The organism is Alteromonas antoniana (assembly GCF_019249295.1).
Classification (GTDB): Bacteria; Pseudomonadota; Gammaproteobacteria; order Enterobacterales; family Alteromonadaceae; genus Alteromonas; species Alteromonas antoniana.
On the sequence record NZ_JAESDH010000009.1, the window covers coordinates 96,981 to 113,424 of the forward strand.

At 49.9% G+C, this 16,444-nt stretch carries 12 protein-coding genes and 1 pseudogene; 6 read left to right on the forward strand and 7 right to left on the reverse strand.

Features of this window, described 5'->3' with window-relative positions:
- Positions 1-7: 7 nt before the first annotated feature.
- Together JKP77_RS09685 and JKP77_RS09690 are read right to left on the reverse strand one after the other, a co-directional pair.
- Positions 8-1,705, reverse strand: a complete 1,698-nt coding sequence (locus JKP77_RS09685; RefSeq protein ID WP_218310984.1) for an EAL domain-containing response regulator — start codon at positions 1,703-1,705, stop codon at positions 8-10.
- Positions 1,706-1,724: 19 nt separating this feature from the next.
- Entirely contained in the window at positions 1,725-2,798 is a 1,074-nt protein-coding gene (locus tag JKP77_RS09690) for a putative porin (RefSeq protein ID WP_218310985.1), read from the reverse strand.
- A 136-nt stretch (positions 2,799-2,934) separates the two neighbouring features.
- Here JKP77_RS09690 and JKP77_RS09695 point away from each other — a divergent pair, with 136 nt between their 5' ends.
- From JKP77_RS09695 to nosR, 4 genes are read left to right on the forward strand one after another with little or no spacing between them, the layout of a single operon-like run.
- The gene (locus JKP77_RS09695; protein WP_218310986.1) at positions 2,935-3,495 is read left to right on the forward strand and encodes a response regulator; all 561 of its coding nucleotides are present in this window, start codon (positions 2,935-2,937) and stop codon (positions 3,493-3,495) included.
- A 39-nt stretch (positions 3,496-3,534) separates the two neighbouring features.
- Positions 3,535-4,344: a phosphate/phosphite/phosphonate ABC transporter substrate-binding protein gene (locus JKP77_RS09700; protein ID WP_476726937.1), complete on the forward strand. Its 810-nt coding sequence runs from the start codon at positions 3,535-3,537 to the stop codon at positions 4,342-4,344.
- 9 nt (positions 4,345-4,353) lie between these two features.
- Complete coding sequence (locus tag JKP77_RS09705) at positions 4,354-6,030, forward strand: ATP-binding protein (RefSeq protein WP_218310988.1); 1,677 nt, start codon at positions 4,354-4,356, stop codon at positions 6,028-6,030.
- A gap of 60 nt (positions 6,031-6,090) precedes the next feature.
- Positions 6,091-7,410: a response regulator c-di-GMP phosphodiesterase, NosR family gene (nosR, locus tag JKP77_RS09710; protein ID WP_218310989.1), complete on the forward strand. Its 1,320-nt coding sequence runs from the start codon at positions 6,091-6,093 to the stop codon at positions 7,408-7,410.
- A 6-nt stretch (positions 7,411-7,416) separates the two neighbouring features.
- On the opposite strand, the gene JKP77_RS09715 is transcribed toward nosR, so the two are convergent.
- Positions 7,417-8,724: a sensor histidine kinase gene (locus JKP77_RS09715; RefSeq protein WP_218310990.1), complete on the reverse strand. Its 1,308-nt coding sequence runs from the start codon at positions 8,722-8,724 to the stop codon at positions 7,417-7,419.
- Positions 8,725-8,936: 212 nt separating this feature from the next.
- Here JKP77_RS09715 and gorA point away from each other — a divergent pair, with 212 nt between their 5' ends.
- Together gorA and JKP77_RS09725 are read left to right on the forward strand one after the other, a co-directional pair.
- Positions 8,937-10,286: a glutathione-disulfide reductase gene (gene gorA / locus JKP77_RS09720; RefSeq protein ID WP_218310991.1), complete on the forward strand. Its 1,350-nt coding sequence runs from the start codon at positions 8,937-8,939 to the stop codon at positions 10,284-10,286.
- Between the two features lie 355 nt (positions 10,287-10,641).
- The gene (locus JKP77_RS09725) at positions 10,642-11,505 is read left to right on the forward strand and encodes a DNA ligase (protein ID WP_218310992.1); all 864 of its coding nucleotides are present in this window, start codon (positions 10,642-10,644) and stop codon (positions 11,503-11,505) included.
- Positions 11,506-11,537: 32 nt separating this feature from the next.
- On the opposite strand, the gene JKP77_RS09730 is transcribed toward JKP77_RS09725, so the two are convergent.
- The 4 genes and pseudogenes from JKP77_RS09730 to JKP77_RS09745 all read right to left on the reverse strand — a co-directional run bounded on the left by JKP77_RS09730 (position 11,538) and on the right by JKP77_RS09745 (position 16,177).
- On the reverse strand, positions 11,538-12,584 hold the full coding sequence (locus tag JKP77_RS09730; protein ID WP_246601160.1) for a succinylglutamate desuccinylase/aspartoacylase family protein: 1,047 nt from the start codon (positions 12,582-12,584) through the stop codon (positions 11,538-11,540).
- A gap of 179 nt (positions 12,585-12,763) precedes the next feature.
- Positions 12,764-14,029, reverse strand: a complete 1,266-nt coding sequence (locus JKP77_RS09735) for a DUF3526 domain-containing protein (protein WP_218310993.1) — start codon at positions 14,027-14,029, stop codon at positions 12,764-12,766.
- A complete protein-coding gene (locus JKP77_RS09740) occupies positions 14,026-15,459 on the reverse strand; it encodes an ABC transporter permease (protein WP_218310994.1) in 1,434 nt (477 codons plus the stop codon). The genes JKP77_RS09735 and JKP77_RS09740 overlap by 4 nt, the downstream gene beginning before the upstream one ends.
- Positions 15,456-16,177: pseudogene (locus JKP77_RS09745) on the reverse strand (ABC transporter ATP-binding protein). Before JKP77_RS09745 ends, JKP77_RS09740 begins: the two are co-directional and overlap by 4 nt.
- Between the last annotated feature and the right edge of the window lie 267 nt (positions 16,178-16,444).

Sequence of the window (16,444 nt, forward strand, 5' to 3'; positions counted from 1 at the left end):
CAGACACCTACGTTCGAAAAGGTTGTTGTAACACCAGCTTCTGAAAGTCATTTCGTGTTACCGCTTTACTGAAAATAAAGCCCTGTACCGTATCGCAATGCAGACGCTTTAAACATTTCAACACGGCATTCGTTTCCACCCCTTCAGCGACTACCTGCATTTCCAGCTTGCGCGCGCTGCTTATCAGGCTTTTTACCAACTCTCTTTTATTGGGTTCGGTGTCAATGTGGTCCACCAGCGATTTATCCAGCTTCAGAACGTCAATGGGAAGTTTTGCAAGATAAGACAGTGATGTATATCCAGCACCGAAATCATCAATAGAGATACGCACGCCCAGTAATTTTATCTGCCAGAGCAGGTTATTCATAAAATCACTGTTTTCTGCAATGGCGGTTTCGGTAATTTCCAGCTCAATAACACGCGGATTGAGGCTGTATCGCTCCAGCTCACTTTTCAATAGCCTTACGATGTGAAAAGACTGCAGTTGCCGTACCGACACATTGATAGCCACCGAGGTGATATCCGGGCTAAAGCGAACCAGTTCGGAGGCCGAGCGAATGCTGTTTTTCAGCACCCAGTCACCGATAGTCTCAATCTGGCCGTCCAGTTCCGCCAGACTGATAAACTCTGCAGGAGAGACCCATCCCATAGACTGATGCTGCCACCGAAGCAGCACTTCAGCGCCTTCTATCATACCGGATTGCAGCGATACTTTAGGTTGATACGCCAGCGTAAACTCCCCCTGTTGTAAGCCGTGCTGCAAGTCGTTGCGGATAGCCTGCTGACGCTGAAAACGTTCGATGGTACTGTCGTCAAGATGCGTTACCGTCACCCGGTTAACTTCGCGGAGAATGGCGAGCTCCAGGCTTTTTATCAGAATATCAAACTCAAACGCGCAATCTTTGGTAACCCGATAGCCCACCCCGACGTGACAAAACACCGTATTATTATTAATTAAATACGACTTCTGAATGAAACGACGCATGTCGCTGCACAGCTCATCCAGAGTTTTCTCATCCGTTTCCGGAAAAAATATCGCAAACAGTCCCTGCTCAAGGCATTTTACTCTGCAAGGCACTTTCAGAAAGCTTCGGATACGCTCGGAAATCAGCGTATCAAGTTCGTCGGCAACGTCGCTGCCATGTGACAGACCAATATCATCGTAATTAATCAGTTTGACCACCACCAGCGTATTGTACTGGTCGAACGGAATCACGTTTTGCGGCGCGTCCGGACCTTCTTTGTGCTGATCAAGTGACGCTTTTAATGAGCGAATGCGTTGCGTCCAGGTGTTCTCCCGCCGGGTATTGTATTGCCTGAAAGCCTGCTCGATTTCACTGACAAGCACACTGTCAGTCCAGGGTTTTGTCAGGTATTTATTTGCCAGGCCGTTGTTTAACAATTCAACCAGAGTATCAAAATCCCCCTCACCGCTAAGCATGATGGTGACAGTAGCCGGATAATACTGATGGATATAACGAAGCAGGTCGGCACCAGACATATGTGGCATGTTATTGTCTGTCAGCACCACCGCAATGTTATTTTGGGCAAGTATTGGCAGGGCTTCTTTTCCGTTTACTGCAGTATGAATGCGGTATCCGGCTGGCCGGATTACACGTTTCAGTGATGACAGTACGGCAGGCTCATCGTCAACGATAAGCAACTCTTGCACACCGCTCGGCGGGCTCACGTATTGCAATGACATGGTACACCTCAGAAAGTCATTACCAGCGATACTGGGTTTCGATACGAAATCGATTTGCGTGCTTTTTCTCTCCCTCAAGCGAATTAAGGTGGCTGAACCTTGTGCCTACCCACCAGTCAGCGCGAACGGAATAACGTGCCCTGACATCAATACCGTTGTAGTTCGTGGTTGCCAGTCGCCCGGTTGCGTTCTGTGCAAACTCTTCAATTACCGCAAATTTTTCTACATGTAACAGTCTCAGATGCGCCTGAAAATCGCCTTTTTCTTTCAGCTTGCCATAGCGTAATTCCACAGCCAGGCTGGTGCGATCGTCACGGTCAGCGTCCACCGTTACGCCGTCTGAAGTGAGAGCGTGACCCGCATCCACGGCAATCCGCCATTGCTGCCAGCTTAACCAGGTACTCAGCCGTAATGAGGTGTGATCGGACCCGGTCTCCTTGCACGCATACTGGCAATGCTGCTGTCCCTCGTAATTCACCAGCCAGGGAGCGAAAGTCCAGCTTGTGTTGTCATATTTGGTTGTCCACGTGGCCTGCACAGCCTGAAGACTGCCGATCGTCCCCGAAGCGCCATCAAGTGGCGCGCCCCAGAACCCGGTCAGGGTCAGGCCGTCGGACACCTGATGATGCAGCGCTGCGCCAATCGGGTGTAGATCCCGGTCCCAGAACACATCGGTACTGTTTGTCAGTTGCCAGGGAATTTTGCCGGCAATAAACGCCGTGTCATCGTGCTGATACTCTACATACGCCTGATCGACATACACATCCTTGTCAGGAAGCCCCTGCTCAGTAAAACGATATAAGGTAATGGAAGGCACGTTCTGTCGGTTTTTTAATCCTGTACTCACGCGTACGCGATAGCGCCAGGCATTGCCGATGCTACCCTGTATACCTGCCCGAACAGTGGCCCGCAATCTTTCGCGATCGCTAGCGCCTGCCATCGCAGTGTCGTTTTCGTAACGAAGCAGCACGCTGGCGTAAGGCGATACGGTAACCGGCTCGGCCCTGACCGACGACAATGACATGCCGCAGGCTGCAATGATTACTGCATAAATGTTGTAGTGTCTGAAATGTGAACTGACTTGTTTTCTCACATGAATTACCACTGATAAACAATGTTCAAACAATAGCCGCATGTCACATTTGTCGCAATCTATACTTTAGTCTTGATTGTCACTTTTTAATCGACGTGTTATAACGTAATACACGTAACGTTTACCGGGTGAAAAAATGAAAACACTGACTTCAGGGGAAATTGCCGCATTTTGCGACGTGAACCTTAGAACTGTTATCCGCTGGATCGAAAGTGGCAAACTGAAAGGTTTCAAGCTTCCCGGGCGCGGTAACAACCGGGTACTGGTTGACGACTTCGTCGACTTTCTGGAACGCCATAACATGCCGGTGCCGCAACAGCTTCGCGGTGAGGCGACGCCTGGGATCCTGATAGTCGATGATGAAATGCCGGTGGCCAAGTCAATACAGCGAGTGGCGCGCCGTGCAGGCTACGACACTATGATTGCCACGGGCGGCTTTCAGGCGGGAATTATGCTAAGCCAAAACAACCCGAAACTGATGACGCTGGACTTGAGCATGCCGGGCATGGATGGTTACAGCGTGATCCAGTTCACGCGTGAACAGCAGCGCTACAAGCGACTAAAGATCATCGTTATCTCAGCGCTTGATGATGTCAGCCTGGAGCGAGCTCTGGATATGGGCGCCGATGCCGTGCTGCAAAAGCCGTTTTCAAACCATGACTTAACCAGCTTGCTGGACACCTACATGTCGGCCTGATGCAGGCTTCGGGAGTTGCAGATGAAATACCGCACGTTAATGCTGACAACCTTTTGCTGGCTTCTGACTCTCTTTTTTAGTTCAGACAGTTCTGCGGAATCTCTGACTTTTGGCATCGTTCCTCAACAATCGGCAAAAAAACTGGCGGCAAACTGGCAGCCGTTACTCAATCACCTTTCACAACAAACGGGTGTCACCATAAACTTTGCTACGGCCAAAGACATCCCGACATTTGAAGCCCGGCTTACGGAAAAGCAATACGATATTGCTTACATGAATCCATACCACTACACAGAATTTCACGAGCTGGCAGGCTACGAAGCACTGGCCCGTCAGAAAAATAAAAACCTCGTTGGCGTTATTGTAGTTGCCGCAAACAGCCCCTTCATGCACATCGAAGAATTACACGGGCTAACTGTGGCGTTTCCTGCTCCGGCAGCGTTTGCTGCCAGCATCCTTCCACAGGCTGAACTTGCCAAGATGGGAATTTCTATTACTCCTCAGTATGTGTTCTCTCACGATTCGGTCTATCTTAATGTAAGCAAAGGCTTTTTGCCTGCAGGCGGTGGGATCATCAGAACACTGAACAGCATCGAACCGGGTATCAGAGATAACCTGAGAATACTATGGAAGAGTAAAGCCTATACCCCGCATGCGATAGCAACGGCAGCGCATCTGTCACCGGAAATCCGTTCTGCGTTGCTGAAAGCCCTACTGGCACTGAATGGCAGCGAGCACAAACCGATACTCGCACCGCTTAAGTTTGACGGCTTCGAAGAGGCCCGGAATAGCGACTGGGATGATGTCAGAGAACTTGGCATTCAATCTCTGGCGCGGCCACATTTTTGAGGTATCGCTGTGAATTGCTCGCTGAGAACAAAAACCATTGCCGGGGTAGCGGTCATCGAAGCCACCTTGCTTGCAATTCTGGTTATCACCATATTTCAGTTTCTGACTACGCTGTTGGATGACAGTATCTTAAAGCGGGCGCATACAACGGCAAACCTGTTCGCCTCAACGACAAAAAATGCCTTTCTCAGCTACGATCTCGCCTCTTTGGAAACCGACGTTGAAGAGTTACTGGCGAACTCAGATATTGTTTACGTCAGAATTATAGACAACAGCGGCAATGTATTTGCTTCCGGTGGTTCTGAGGCGGCCCTTTCGCAGCCATTTCAGGAAGACAGTTTTGTAGACCAGACTGATGATGGCGTTTTTGACATCTCTGCCCCCATCAAGGTAAACAGCCAGCTTTACGGACGGGTTGAGCTCGGCATTAATATCTCGTCTATCAGCAACTCGCTGGTAAAAGTACGTAACTGGGCAGTATCCATCGCCCTGATTGAGATGCTGTTAGTGGCGTTGTTTTCTTTTGTGCTTGGCACCTACCTGACGTCTCAGTTAAAAGTGCTGCGCTCAGGTGCCAGAAAAATCGCCCGCTCCGTGGAGAATAATCACTATACCGATAATAAAGTAAAAGTGACCGGCTCTGATGAACTGGCTGAACTTTCAGAAGCGTTTAACCAGTTGGCTGACTCATTGTTTGAAGAATATAAACGACGATCGACGGTAGAAACGGAGCTTACCGAGCTTAATCGCTCACTGGAACAAAAGGTGCAGGACAGAACCACACTTCTGCAACAGAAAAACGCATTGTTGCAATCAACCAATAAAGATTTGAAGGAAGCACAGGTCCAGTTGCTTCAGGCTGAAAAAATGGCGTCTGTAGGTCAGCTTGCGGCAGGTGTCGCCCATGAAATAAATAATCCTGTGGGCTTCGTCGGCAGTAATTTATCGACGCTTTCAGACTATATTTCTACATATCAGTTGCTGTTTGCTGAAATGCAGTCTGTTATCAACACCACAGATGACCGCGAGCGGCTCCAGAAACTCGAACAGTTGAAACAACGGTTCGAACAGCATGATATTGATTTCATTAATGAAGACGTTGTTCCGCTTATTCGGGAGTCTTCGGAAGGGCTCGAGCGTGTCAGTGAGATTGTCAAAGGGTTGAAACTGTTTTCACGCATAGACAGTGACGAAAAGCAGTGGTTCGATATCAATGACTGTGTGCGCACCACGCTGAGTATGGTGAACAATAAATTAAAATATATCAGCGACGTTAAGGTTGAGTTAAGTGCAATACCGCGTGTATTTATCAATGTAGGAAAAATATCACAGGTAATCACGAACCTGTTGATCAATGCCGGCCAGGCGATTGAAGCCACCAAAAAGCATGGGCACATCCGCATTGCTACCACTGCTGACAATAAACAGGTCAGTGTGCATATTGAAGATACCGGCGGCGGCATTAAGCCTGAGCACATCGATAAGTTATTCAATCCGTTTTTTACTACCAAACCAGAGGGTCAGGGAACAGGCCTGGGACTTTCGATTTCTTTCGGCATAGCCGAGGAACATGGAGGCACGCTTAGTGTCAGGAGCGACGAGGGCAAAGGCAGCTGTTTCACGCTGACTTTACCTTTGACACCGCCCGAGGATTCGGTGCATTCAGACAAACAAGACCAGCAATGAAAGGTCTTTATTAACCGGTCGGCTGTGCACAGTTCCGATACACCAGATAAGGGTTAAGTTATGCATACCAGCGACAATCAGGTGCAGAAAAAATATACCGTTATTTTCATCGATGATGAGCCAAACATTCTGCGGGCGATCAAACGTGCACTGTTTAAAATGGATATTAATCTGGTGTTAGCAGACAGCGGACAAAAGGCGCTAGAGATTCTGGCCAAAACGCCTGCTCACGTTGTTATTTCGGACATGAAGATGCCGAGTATGTCAGGGGCTGAGTTACTCGAACAGGTCGCCGAAAAGTACCCGGATACCTTTCGGGTAGTACTGACCGGTTTTGCGGATATTGACTCTACCATTAAGGCCGTTAATCAGGGCCGGATCCACCGCTACCTGCAAAAGCCATGGGATAATCAGGAACTGATGAATACCATCGAAGAAGGCCTTGAACGGATACGCCTGAAAGATGAGAACGCCCGGCTACAAAAGCTGACTGCAGCGCAAAACAAAAAGCTTAAAGATATCAACATGCAACTGGAACAGATGGTACAAAAGCGCACCCGCCAGATAAAGGCTGCACTGAACCGGGTCGAAAAGCATAATCAGGCTATCGAGCAGGTACTGTTTAATGTGATTAGTATCAACCCCGATATCAATGGTAAATTCGCGATAGAAGTGAGTGAGCTGGCCGGACGTTTGGCGAAAGAAGCCGGCCAGGAAAAAGACATGGTAAAACTGGTGAAATACGCCGGTCTCATCTGTGAATTAGGCTTGTTAGGTCTGACACCCGATGATTATCGCCTGCCGTTTTCGAAACTGAATTATCAGCAACAGCAAGCGTACTTATCGCAAACCCGCAAAGCGGCGGAAATTTTAGCTCCCGCCCATCAAATGCAATCAGTATCAGACATTATTGAATTTCAGTTTGAGCACTACAATGGCTCGGGACTATACAATAAGGTCGCAAAGGAGATCCCAGTGGGTGCGCGGATCCTGGCTATTGCTCGTGATTACTGGCGCTTGGTAACCGGCCGCCTCAGTGGCATAGAGATGGCACCAAGAGAAGCCAAGCTGGAGATGAAAAAGCATAAAAACACCCGCTATGACGGCGAGATCCTGGACATACTGCTAAATGCACAGGACGTCGGGCGTCCGCTTTATATGGACAACACCGTTTCAGCGACCTCGCTGAAACCCGGTATGGTGCTGGGGCAAAACCTGTATAACGATGCGCATATTCTTATCCTGCCTGAAGGGCACATTTTTTCAGAGTCAACAATTAGCAAGTTAGCCCAATTCGAGCGCGAGCGGGGTAAGAAGTTTACTATTTGCCTGAAAAAAGAGGAGCCTGAAACAGCAGAGGACGTTCCAGCGGCCGGATAAATGAATTCATTCGGGGCCTTCAACCCGAGGGAACCGAAGCGTAAATGTTGTGCCTTTATTTAGTTCACTGCTAACGTCAGTGATCGCATCATGGGCATGCAGAATACCCTGCGTGATAGCCAGCCCCAGTCCGGTTCCCTTCCCCGTGGCTTTGGTAGTAAAAAATGGTGTGAAAATTTTTGCACGGGTGGCTTTATCCATGCCTGTTCCGGTGTCGGCAATGCTTACTTCAACATGGCTGATAGTCTCGCTGACACGCAAGGTTAGGGTGCCTCCTCCGGGCATGGCGTGAGCCGCATTTATCATCATATTAACGAACACCTGCTCAAGCTGCGAACCGTCCCCGGAAATAAGCCCCGAAGTCGTATCGTCCTCGTAAATCACATTATGGTGCGTATCAAACTGACTGCGGGTGAGCGTGATACAACGCTTGACCACATCCGCGACTTTCAGCGTTTTAAACTTGCCCTCGCCCCGACGGGAAAAAGCATACAGCTCGCTCACGATGTTGCTGATTCGGTCAACACCAGACAAGTTGGTTTCGACAATCTCTTTGCTGTCTTCCAGTAAAAAGTCAAAATCAAAGCGTGTTTTCAGGGAATCAAACACCTCCGGGCTCACCTGCCCTTTTTCCACAGCCTGCTCAAGCTCAGAAAAAAACGTCTGAAACGAGTCCATATACGTGGCGAGAGATTCCAGGTTAGAGCGGATATAACCGACCGGATTATTAATCTCATGGGCGATACCCGCCGTGAGTTTTCCCAGCTCAGACATTTTTTCAGCCTGCACCAGCTGCGCCATGGTTTCTGCCATTCCCCGGCTGATGGATTCCATGCTTCGTTGTGTCGCCGCAATATCTTTTTCCCGTCGACGATGTTTCAGTCCGAAGGCAATGCACTTTGTGGCGTCCTCTAATACAGAGAGCACCTCGTCGCCCGGCGCACTATCCACGCTTAGCACGGCCCACACCGAGGGTTGCGAAGCGCAATCGATAACAAGTAAAACCCACTTCTCGTTACTCACCACCAGGCCAGTCTTTGCCGACGCGTACTCTGACACCGTATCGCAAAGCGCTTTAAGCGAACCTGCAGGCGCATTCCAGCTTTCGCCGTTAAACACTTTAATGGTTGAAATATCGTGCAGTCGACCTTCCCAGCAAGGCAAATAAAACGCCTGTTTCGCGCCGATATACGCGAAAGTGGCCTCTATCGCCTGACGCAGCATGGTTTCGATATCGTCATCGGAACCGGCAATACTCGTTAGGGTTCGGTAATACCGATAGGCTGTGGCGTCGTCATAATGGGTGTCAGACATAAACACGTTTCCGGTTAGTCATTGATAATGAGCAGATAAGTCGCATACTACTACTTGGAAAGATGCAAACAAGCAAGGAAATAACAAAACCGTCAGGCTCACGATAAACTTTGTTATCCGGGGCACGTAAGTAACAAGTTTAGTGACGTTTTTTCCCGTTTTCATTCATGCCAGAATGAGAACCATACACACTTTAACCAAAAGCGACCAACATGAAAGAATTTGACTACATCTGTATTGGCGGCGGCAGCGGTGGAATCGCTTCTGCAAACCGCGCCGCGAAGCACGGTAAACGTGCTGCAATTATCGAAGCCAAAGATATTGGCGGCACCTGCGTAAACGTAGGCTGCGTGCCCAAAAAAGCCATGTGGTATGGCGCCCAGATTGCTGAGTCTATTCACCGGTATGCGCCAGAGTACGGGTTTGATCTCAGCGTGAATCATTTTAGCTGGGACACGCTGATAGCCAGTCGCCAGGCTTATATTGAGCGCATTCACGCCTCTTATGACAGAGTACTTTCTACCAATGACGTTACGCTGATAAAAGGGTTTGCCCGCTTTATCGACAATCACACCGTAGAGGTGGACGGCGAGCAGTACACTGCCAAACATATCACCCTCGCCACCGGCGGCCATCCCATTTTTCCAGACATTGAAGGTGCTGAGCATGGCATCGATAGCGATGGCTTTTTTGCGCTGAAAGAGCAGCCCAAAACTGCTGTGGTAGTAGGCGCGGGGTATATCGGTGTCGAGCTGGCGGGCGTGCTGCAATCGTTGGGAACACAAACCCATCTGGTCGTCAGAAAACATGCGCCTTTGCGTCATTTTGATCCGCTGATTCATGAAACGCTGGTCGATCTTATTCACGAGGAAGGCCCCACTCTGCACACATTTGCCTCTGTGGAAAAAGTGGAAAAGGTATCTGATAAGCACCTTAAGGTGCAGCTGAGTAATGGCGAGACAATTGATACCGACTGCCTGATCTGGGCAATCGGCCGCGCTCCGTCCACCAGCGATATGGGCCTGGAGAATACCGATGTAAAAGTGCTGCCAAACGGTATTGTGGAGGTGGACAAATATCAGAATACGGCAGCCGAGGGCATTTATGCGGTGGGCGATATCACCGGTCACGCGGAACTGACTCCCGTAGCGATAAAAGCAGGGCGACTGCTCAGTGAGCGATTATTTAACGGCCAGGAAAATGCCCATCTGGATTACTCATTGATTCCTACCGTCGTGTTCAGCCACCCACCTATCGGCACTATAGGAATGACGGAACCGGAAGCAGCGAAAGAATACGGTGAAGCAAATATCAAGGTGTACACCTCATCGTTTGCCTCCATGTTCTCAGCAGTAACACGTCACCGGCAGGCCACGAAGATGAAAGTGATTTGCGCAGGTGAAAACGAGAAAGTTGTTGGTCTTCACGGTATCGGACACGGCATGGATGAAATTCTGCAGGGCTTTGCCGTAGCAATCAAAATGGGCGCGACAAAGGCCGATTTAGATGCCTGCGTAGCGATTCACCCTACCAGTGCCGAGGAGTTTGTTACGATGACGTAGCGCAGCCACCTGCCAACAAGGTTGCGTAAGACATCTTTATTGACAAAATAACTGAAAATGTACTCTCCCGATAACGTCGATACCCTGTCGGGATAGTACATACTGCGTTGCAGTACTTTCTACTTACTACCTGGTGATTTTTCAGGGTAGCGTTCTTTTTTGCTTTGTTTCATTCCCCACACTTGTCACTACTATTGCGTCGCACTATCACTCCACATTTTTAACTGGCCCTGGTCGCTTGCCATCTCTTCCCACTACGATTTCCAACACCGCGGTGATAATCACAAACGATCTTTCGACCAGTATTCACCAGATACCAGCTACGTATACTTCGTTGTCAGCAAGGAGATAGTGTATGAAAACCACAATGCGGATAGTGTTCTTGTGCCTTATAACACTTGGCGGCGTTAATGCGGCAATCGCCTCATATATCGATAACGCCGCGGTTCAGCTGGCCAGTCGCTACCAGGGACAGGTGGATATTCAACAGTACCTGGTAAGCGAGAAGCTTGATGGCATTCGCGCGCGCTGGACCGGAACTCACCTTATTACCCGTAATGGCAATATCATTCATGCCCCACACTGGTTTACAGCGAACTGGCCGGAACAGGTGCTTGACGGAGAGCTGTGGACTCAGCACGGCGAGTTTGAACGCATCGCCTCCATTGTGCTGCGCAGTCAGCCCGATGAGCGATGGCGCACCGTCACTATGAAGCTGTTTGATTTACCTGACGACGATCTGGTTTTCGCTGACCGCGTTCGCAAAATGTCTGACGTTGTTCGCACAACCAACAGCCCCTATCTCAGCATGATCCCGCAGCGTTCGTTTGCATCCGTCGACGCCATGGAACAACATCTGGATGAGGTTATTGCCAACGGCGGCGAAGGGTTGATGCTGCACCACAGGCAGGCAATCTACCAGCATGGACGCAACCCGCATCTGCTTAAGCTGAAACGCTATGACGACGCCGAAGCAACAGTCGTTGCGCAGTTGCCGGGAAAGGGAAAATTCAAAGGCATGATGGGCTCGTTACTGGTTAAAACCTCTGATGGCACTCAATTTAAAATTGGCAGCGGGTTTAGCCACAATGAGCGCCTCAACCCGCCTCCACCAGGAAGTTGGATCACCTTCAAATATTACGGGTTGACCCGAAACGGCATACCGCGTTTTGCCAGCTTTCTGCATGTCCGGCCGGAACAGGACCGACCGAAAGAATGAGAACGCTACCTCTGTCGGCTCAACGTCGCAATTTACTCAGCGATACCAATTGCTACCGGCGACTCCCCTTCTGTCACGGGCGGTGTCTCATTAATCATCATGATGATACCGGACGCCTGCGCGGTGAGGGTTTGTAACACGTTTCCGAAGTAGTCACTGACCTCTCCCACAACGTCGCCCACTGATACCTTATCTCCGATAGTGACACGTGGCGTGAAGAAACCGGTGTGATGGCTTTTGACGTAATCAATGTCCTGATATATCACCGCGTTCTGATGGGGTGTAGCTTTACCCGATATCATGTTTAAAAAATAAAGCGCGTTTTTGGCGACCCTGACGGCATACGCAATCGACGCGTCATCGCGCTGAGCAAGATGGCCTATCTCTGTAGTAAGACCTGGCTTACCTCGGGTCATCGCCGTGTTTGGAAAAGAAATTGAGTTGGCAGGATCTCGTGGACGATCGCCATACATGACAATGTGCTGCATACCTGTCGCCCTGGCAAACTCAAAGGTCAGTAAGTCCAGTTCAGCATTGCCGACAAACGGCGAGTACACATGATTCAGTAACTTCTGGTTCGCGCTGCCAGAGTGCATATCAATGAAAAAATCAATTCGGCTGATAAATTCACGGGTAAGTAATTCAGCAAGTTGTTCTGTCGGCGTTCCATTTTTGCTGCCAGGAAATTCGCGATTCAGATTTTTTTCGTCTTTAGGGTTTAATGCCAGCCGACGACCATGAAACCCATCCGGATTAGCCAGGTGCAAGAAAATTATCGTCCCGCTTACTGATGCCGGGTCTATTTCATTAGCCAACTGCTGTAGCGCGAACATCGACGGGTATTCATCTCCGTGGGTACCTGCCGCCAGCAGCAGTACCGGCCCGGATTCGGACCCGTTAACTACAGTAACCGGCAATGCAATATCCCCCTCAGTCGCCATATACGCGTTCTTTTCACCTGCCTGAGTCTGCACACCCAACAGCTCAAAGGTGTCTTTACTATGTGCATTCAGACTAATAAAAAAAAGCGCGAACAGCGCGAAAGATGACAATGCGAAGCGTTTAAGCATTGAATCCATACAATCAAACTCCTGAGATAAAAGTAGAAAAAGACCTGCAAACGCAGGCCTGAGAAAACACTGATAAGCTGCCAGAAACGCTTCAGGCTCTGGCAACATTTGTGATAATCGTGAAGGGCGGTTCGGCAAGTTCTGGTTTTATCTGCATACCAGCCTGCCACCTCCTTGCTACTGATTATTTATTCATCCGCATTGCGCTTTGGATTAAATGTAGGCCGCGTCGCCAGTGCGGCTTCATCGTACATTGCATCATTAAATAACAACGGGTAGTAGAACTGACGCAGCTCAGCATGAAATGCCCTGACATCACGCTCGTACTGCCAGGCGGCTTTCGCATCAGTTTCTGCCAAATGCGTCAGATGCCGTTTGAATAATGTAGCCGGAGACAGCAACGCCACCCAGCCAGCAGCCTCGTAGCGCTTCTCTGCGGTTTGTTGGTACGCGGTCGATAACGGCCGGGCTTTTTCATCACCAACCTGTTGAAACGCGTAATACCACTTCCATTCAAACAAGCTATCGGTTTGCGTTTTTCCCTCCCACTTGGGGTGAGATGCGACAAAGGCTTCCATCGTCACGCTATGAGGCAGGTCCCACGCATCGTTTACGGCTTCGCGCTGGGTCATCAAAATATCTCCCCCTGCAGGGCCATGATAGGCTTCTTCGATGACTACATCCCCCACTGCCGGAATGATAAACGTGGTCAGCAACCAGCCTCCCAGTAAAAAAGACGCCAGCACCGGAGCAGCAATACGCCATGCTGACACGCCATAGCACAGCCCCGCCCAGAACAGGAGGTAGATCAACACGCATGCGCCCACCGCAGCCATCTGCAACACAGGCACGTTGTTGAAAATGGCGCCGCCAATAAACGGGAGTATCAGAACCAGCCACAATGACAATACCAGTAAAGCGGCTCGCAGCGGCCACAGGCTGAATTTGCGCTTCACGGTAACCACAAGAAAATCGTAACGGCCAGCCGCACGCTCCGATGCTCGCAAATCATGCAATAGCAAAATAAGCAGCAGCGGTGCAAAGACGGCAATCACAAACGTAAAATCAATACGCCCGGCAAGCGCCAGCTCTGGATTCTGCGTGTCGGATTCGTGAATTTGCCCTTCTAACGCCAGCATTCTTATCCGATGCTTCCATGGGTAGACATCTCTGACACCCAACGCCGCAAACGCAAGCGGAGAAGGGGGAGCGTAGGTAAGATGGAAGGTGTAGTAAGCAAGATACCCGTAATCGCTATGCTTTTGAGTTACTTCCTGGCGATCAATCCTGTCGCCTTCCAGCAACCGGTCAATAGTGGCGTGCTGCTGAGCGACCTCAACGCTGCCGGTCCATACTGAAAACATGGCCAGTGCAAAACCGGCAAGCAATAATAAGGTTACGCTTTTCCTGCGTACTAAAAATAGTGCTTCGCGGCGAATATCTGCCCCTCTCATATACGTCTGCCCGTAAGTAAAATTAGCCCAGTCACAAACACCGCAGCAAAAAACAATTGTGTGATCGCGGCAACACTGTCCTTTAGACGTGCAGTAGGCGGCGCAGGTGAGAAATGAAAATCTTCCAGGATCTGCCAGTTGTCCGCGCTGACTGTCGCAGCTTTCCTGGCTTCCGGACTTTTATATTTGTTGGCGTCAGCCTCAAGCGACAGGCCTTCGGCGTGCATTGTGTTCAGTGACTGTACGAAGTCAAAGCGGACCGCTTCTGCCTCGCGCAGAAAGCGCTGATAATTTTCCAGGTCTGTGCCTGCCAGTGTCATCGATGCACTCTGAATGGCAATCATCGGTGATAACCAACCAAACTCGCGTGCGATTTGCGCCTGCGACAGTTGTTGTTGCATTTGCTCTTCAGCAAAGGCAGTAAGAACGCGGGTAAGATCCGCTTCGGACTGTTGCGCGACAATACCCCGAAAATTAACCGGCAACGCTTCAATCGTGTCAACATTGTATTTTGCCAACAGGTTAGCTTTCAGCGCCTTAAATGCTGGGTCCTCAGCGTTATGACCATCGCCCATTTCACGCAGCTTCTGCAACACCGCAAAATCGGTTTCCAGTTTTCCCGGTGAGGCTACCATTACGCTTGCGGTATTGCTGGCCACTCTTGGGATCACCAGACAACTCACGATCCAAAGCGCGGTGAGTCCGCTAAAACTGGAACTGTTTGAAGGCGCTACTGAAGACACCAGCAGCACCAGTGCACACCACACCAGAATATAAAGCAGGTAACTGACAATGAACGTAACTGCCGGAAGCCATGCTGCGCCGTTTCCAACAGCGATGACGACCCCAATCAGCAATGGCATCAGAACCAATAAGCCTGCTCCGGCCAACGCCACTCCCTTACCCAGGATTAACAATAAAGGAGAGACGCCCTGCACTTTAAGAAAATCAAGAGTACCGGCCTCGCGCTCACGGGTCATAACGCCAAACCCCAATACAATGAGCAGCAGCGGCGTTAGCACTTGCATAACATAAGCTGGCGTGAGTGAGCCTACCCAGGACAGGCCGCTACTTTGCTTCTGATCGGCAAACGTCGCACTGTTTTGGCGGTGCCCTTCTAAGAATATGGCGTTCCCGGTGAAGGCGTCGATGCCCGGGTCCAGGGCCCCCAGCGGGGGTGGCGAACGAAATAAGTAGTGACCATAATGGACCATTCTGTGCGGATGCCTGTCAGGCTGCTCTTCAAATGCATCCACGGATTCCGATTGCATGTGCTGACGCTGAGCGGTGGTATGGCTGATATCGGCGTATGTCACCCAGACTGATGCAGCTACCAGCATCAGTGTGATAGCCAGTACCGTTTGCGCCAGGTGCGAGCGCCGCCAGAAGCGCCATTCATCGCGGGCAATAGTGAAAACTACCTTGCTCATGCCTTCACTCCCCGGGTGAAGGCGGTATGAACTTCTTCGGATCAATATTTCCGTTAGCCGGCGCATCAAACATACCGACGATCTCGCCGTCGCGAAGCAAGCCAATACGATTTGCAACATGGCAGGCACCATATACATCATGCGTTACCATGAGGATGGTGGCCCCCTCCCGAGCCAATTGGCTCACTAAGCGGTTGAATTCATCAATGGCCACCGGGTCAAGCCCGGAGGTGGGCTCATCCAGAAACAAAATCGGCGCTTTACGTAACAACGCCAACGCAATCGCGGTTTTTTGTCGCATGCCCTTGGAATAGCCTCCCAACGGTAACCGCCAGGCTTTCTCCTGCAAAGCAACACGGGAAAGCGCATCGGCAATCTCGTTATCTGACTTCGTCTTTCCTGATAGCGACAGAAAATACCGAATATTTTCGATAGCAGTAAGATGTGCATAGAGCATCACCGACTCTGGTAGATACGCGACCTTCTTTCGCACAATGTCTGGCGACATTGCTACATTCACGCCGGCTAATGACGCCGTACCGGAGGAAGGTGTCATCAAGCCTAAAAACGTTTTAATCGTTGTCGATTTGCCTGCACCATTCCCTCCCAGCAGTGCGAGCACTTCGCCTTTTTTTGCACTAAAGGAAACGTTTTTTAAAATTTGCTTAGCATTTACTACAACGCTTAAGTTATCAGCACTGATAATGTCTTCAGACATAGATAGAAATCCAGGATGCCGCCCAAAAAGTGATGTTATACTATAACAATAAAATAGTACTTCACAACATTTGAAACTGACAGGCTGATCAAGTGGCGATTTAACGAACAGATTCGCAGTGGTACGTACACAATTAAGCCAAAATATCCCTTGCGTGAACCGTATCGTCTCAGCAAAGCGGAAAGGTTTATCAATATCTTACGCAGGAGAATCATCGCGAGGTATCAATGTTGATCCATGCTAAATACCGCTTTGCTATAACCGTCT

Coding starts and splice junctions, on each gene's coding strand:
- JKP77_RS09715 (WP_218310990.1), bottom strand. CDS start 8,724: ATGTCTGACACCCATTATGACGACGCCACAGCCTATCGGTATTACCGA.
- JKP77_RS09725 (WP_218310992.1), top strand. CDS start 10,642: ATGAAAACCACAATGCGGATAGTGTTCTTGTGCCTTATAACACTTGGC.
- nosR (WP_218310989.1), top strand. CDS start 6,091: ATGCATACCAGCGACAATCAGGTGCAGAAAAAATATACCGTTATTTTC.
- JKP77_RS09700 (WP_476726937.1), top strand. CDS start 3,535: ATGCTGACAACCTTTTGCTGGCTTCTGACTCTCTTTTTTAGTTCAGAC.
- JKP77_RS09685 (WP_218310984.1), bottom strand. CDS start 1,705: ATGTCATTGCAATACGTGAGCCCGCCGAGCGGTGTGCAAGAGTTGCTT.
- gorA (WP_218310991.1), top strand. CDS start 8,937: ATGAAAGAATTTGACTACATCTGTATTGGCGGCGGCAGCGGTGGAATC.
- JKP77_RS09730 (WP_246601160.1), bottom strand. CDS start 12,584: ATGGATTCAATGCTTAAACGCTTCGCATTGTCATCTTTCGCGCTGTTC.
- JKP77_RS09695 (WP_218310986.1), top strand. CDS start 2,935: ATGAAAACACTGACTTCAGGGGAAATTGCCGCATTTTGCGACGTGAAC.
- JKP77_RS09735 (WP_218310993.1), bottom strand. CDS start 14,029: ATGAGAGGGGCAGATATTCGCCGCGAAGCACTATTTTTAGTACGCAGG.
- JKP77_RS09740 (WP_218310994.1), bottom strand. CDS start 15,459: ATGAGCAAGGTAGTTTTCACTATTGCCCGCGATGAATGGCGCTTCTGG.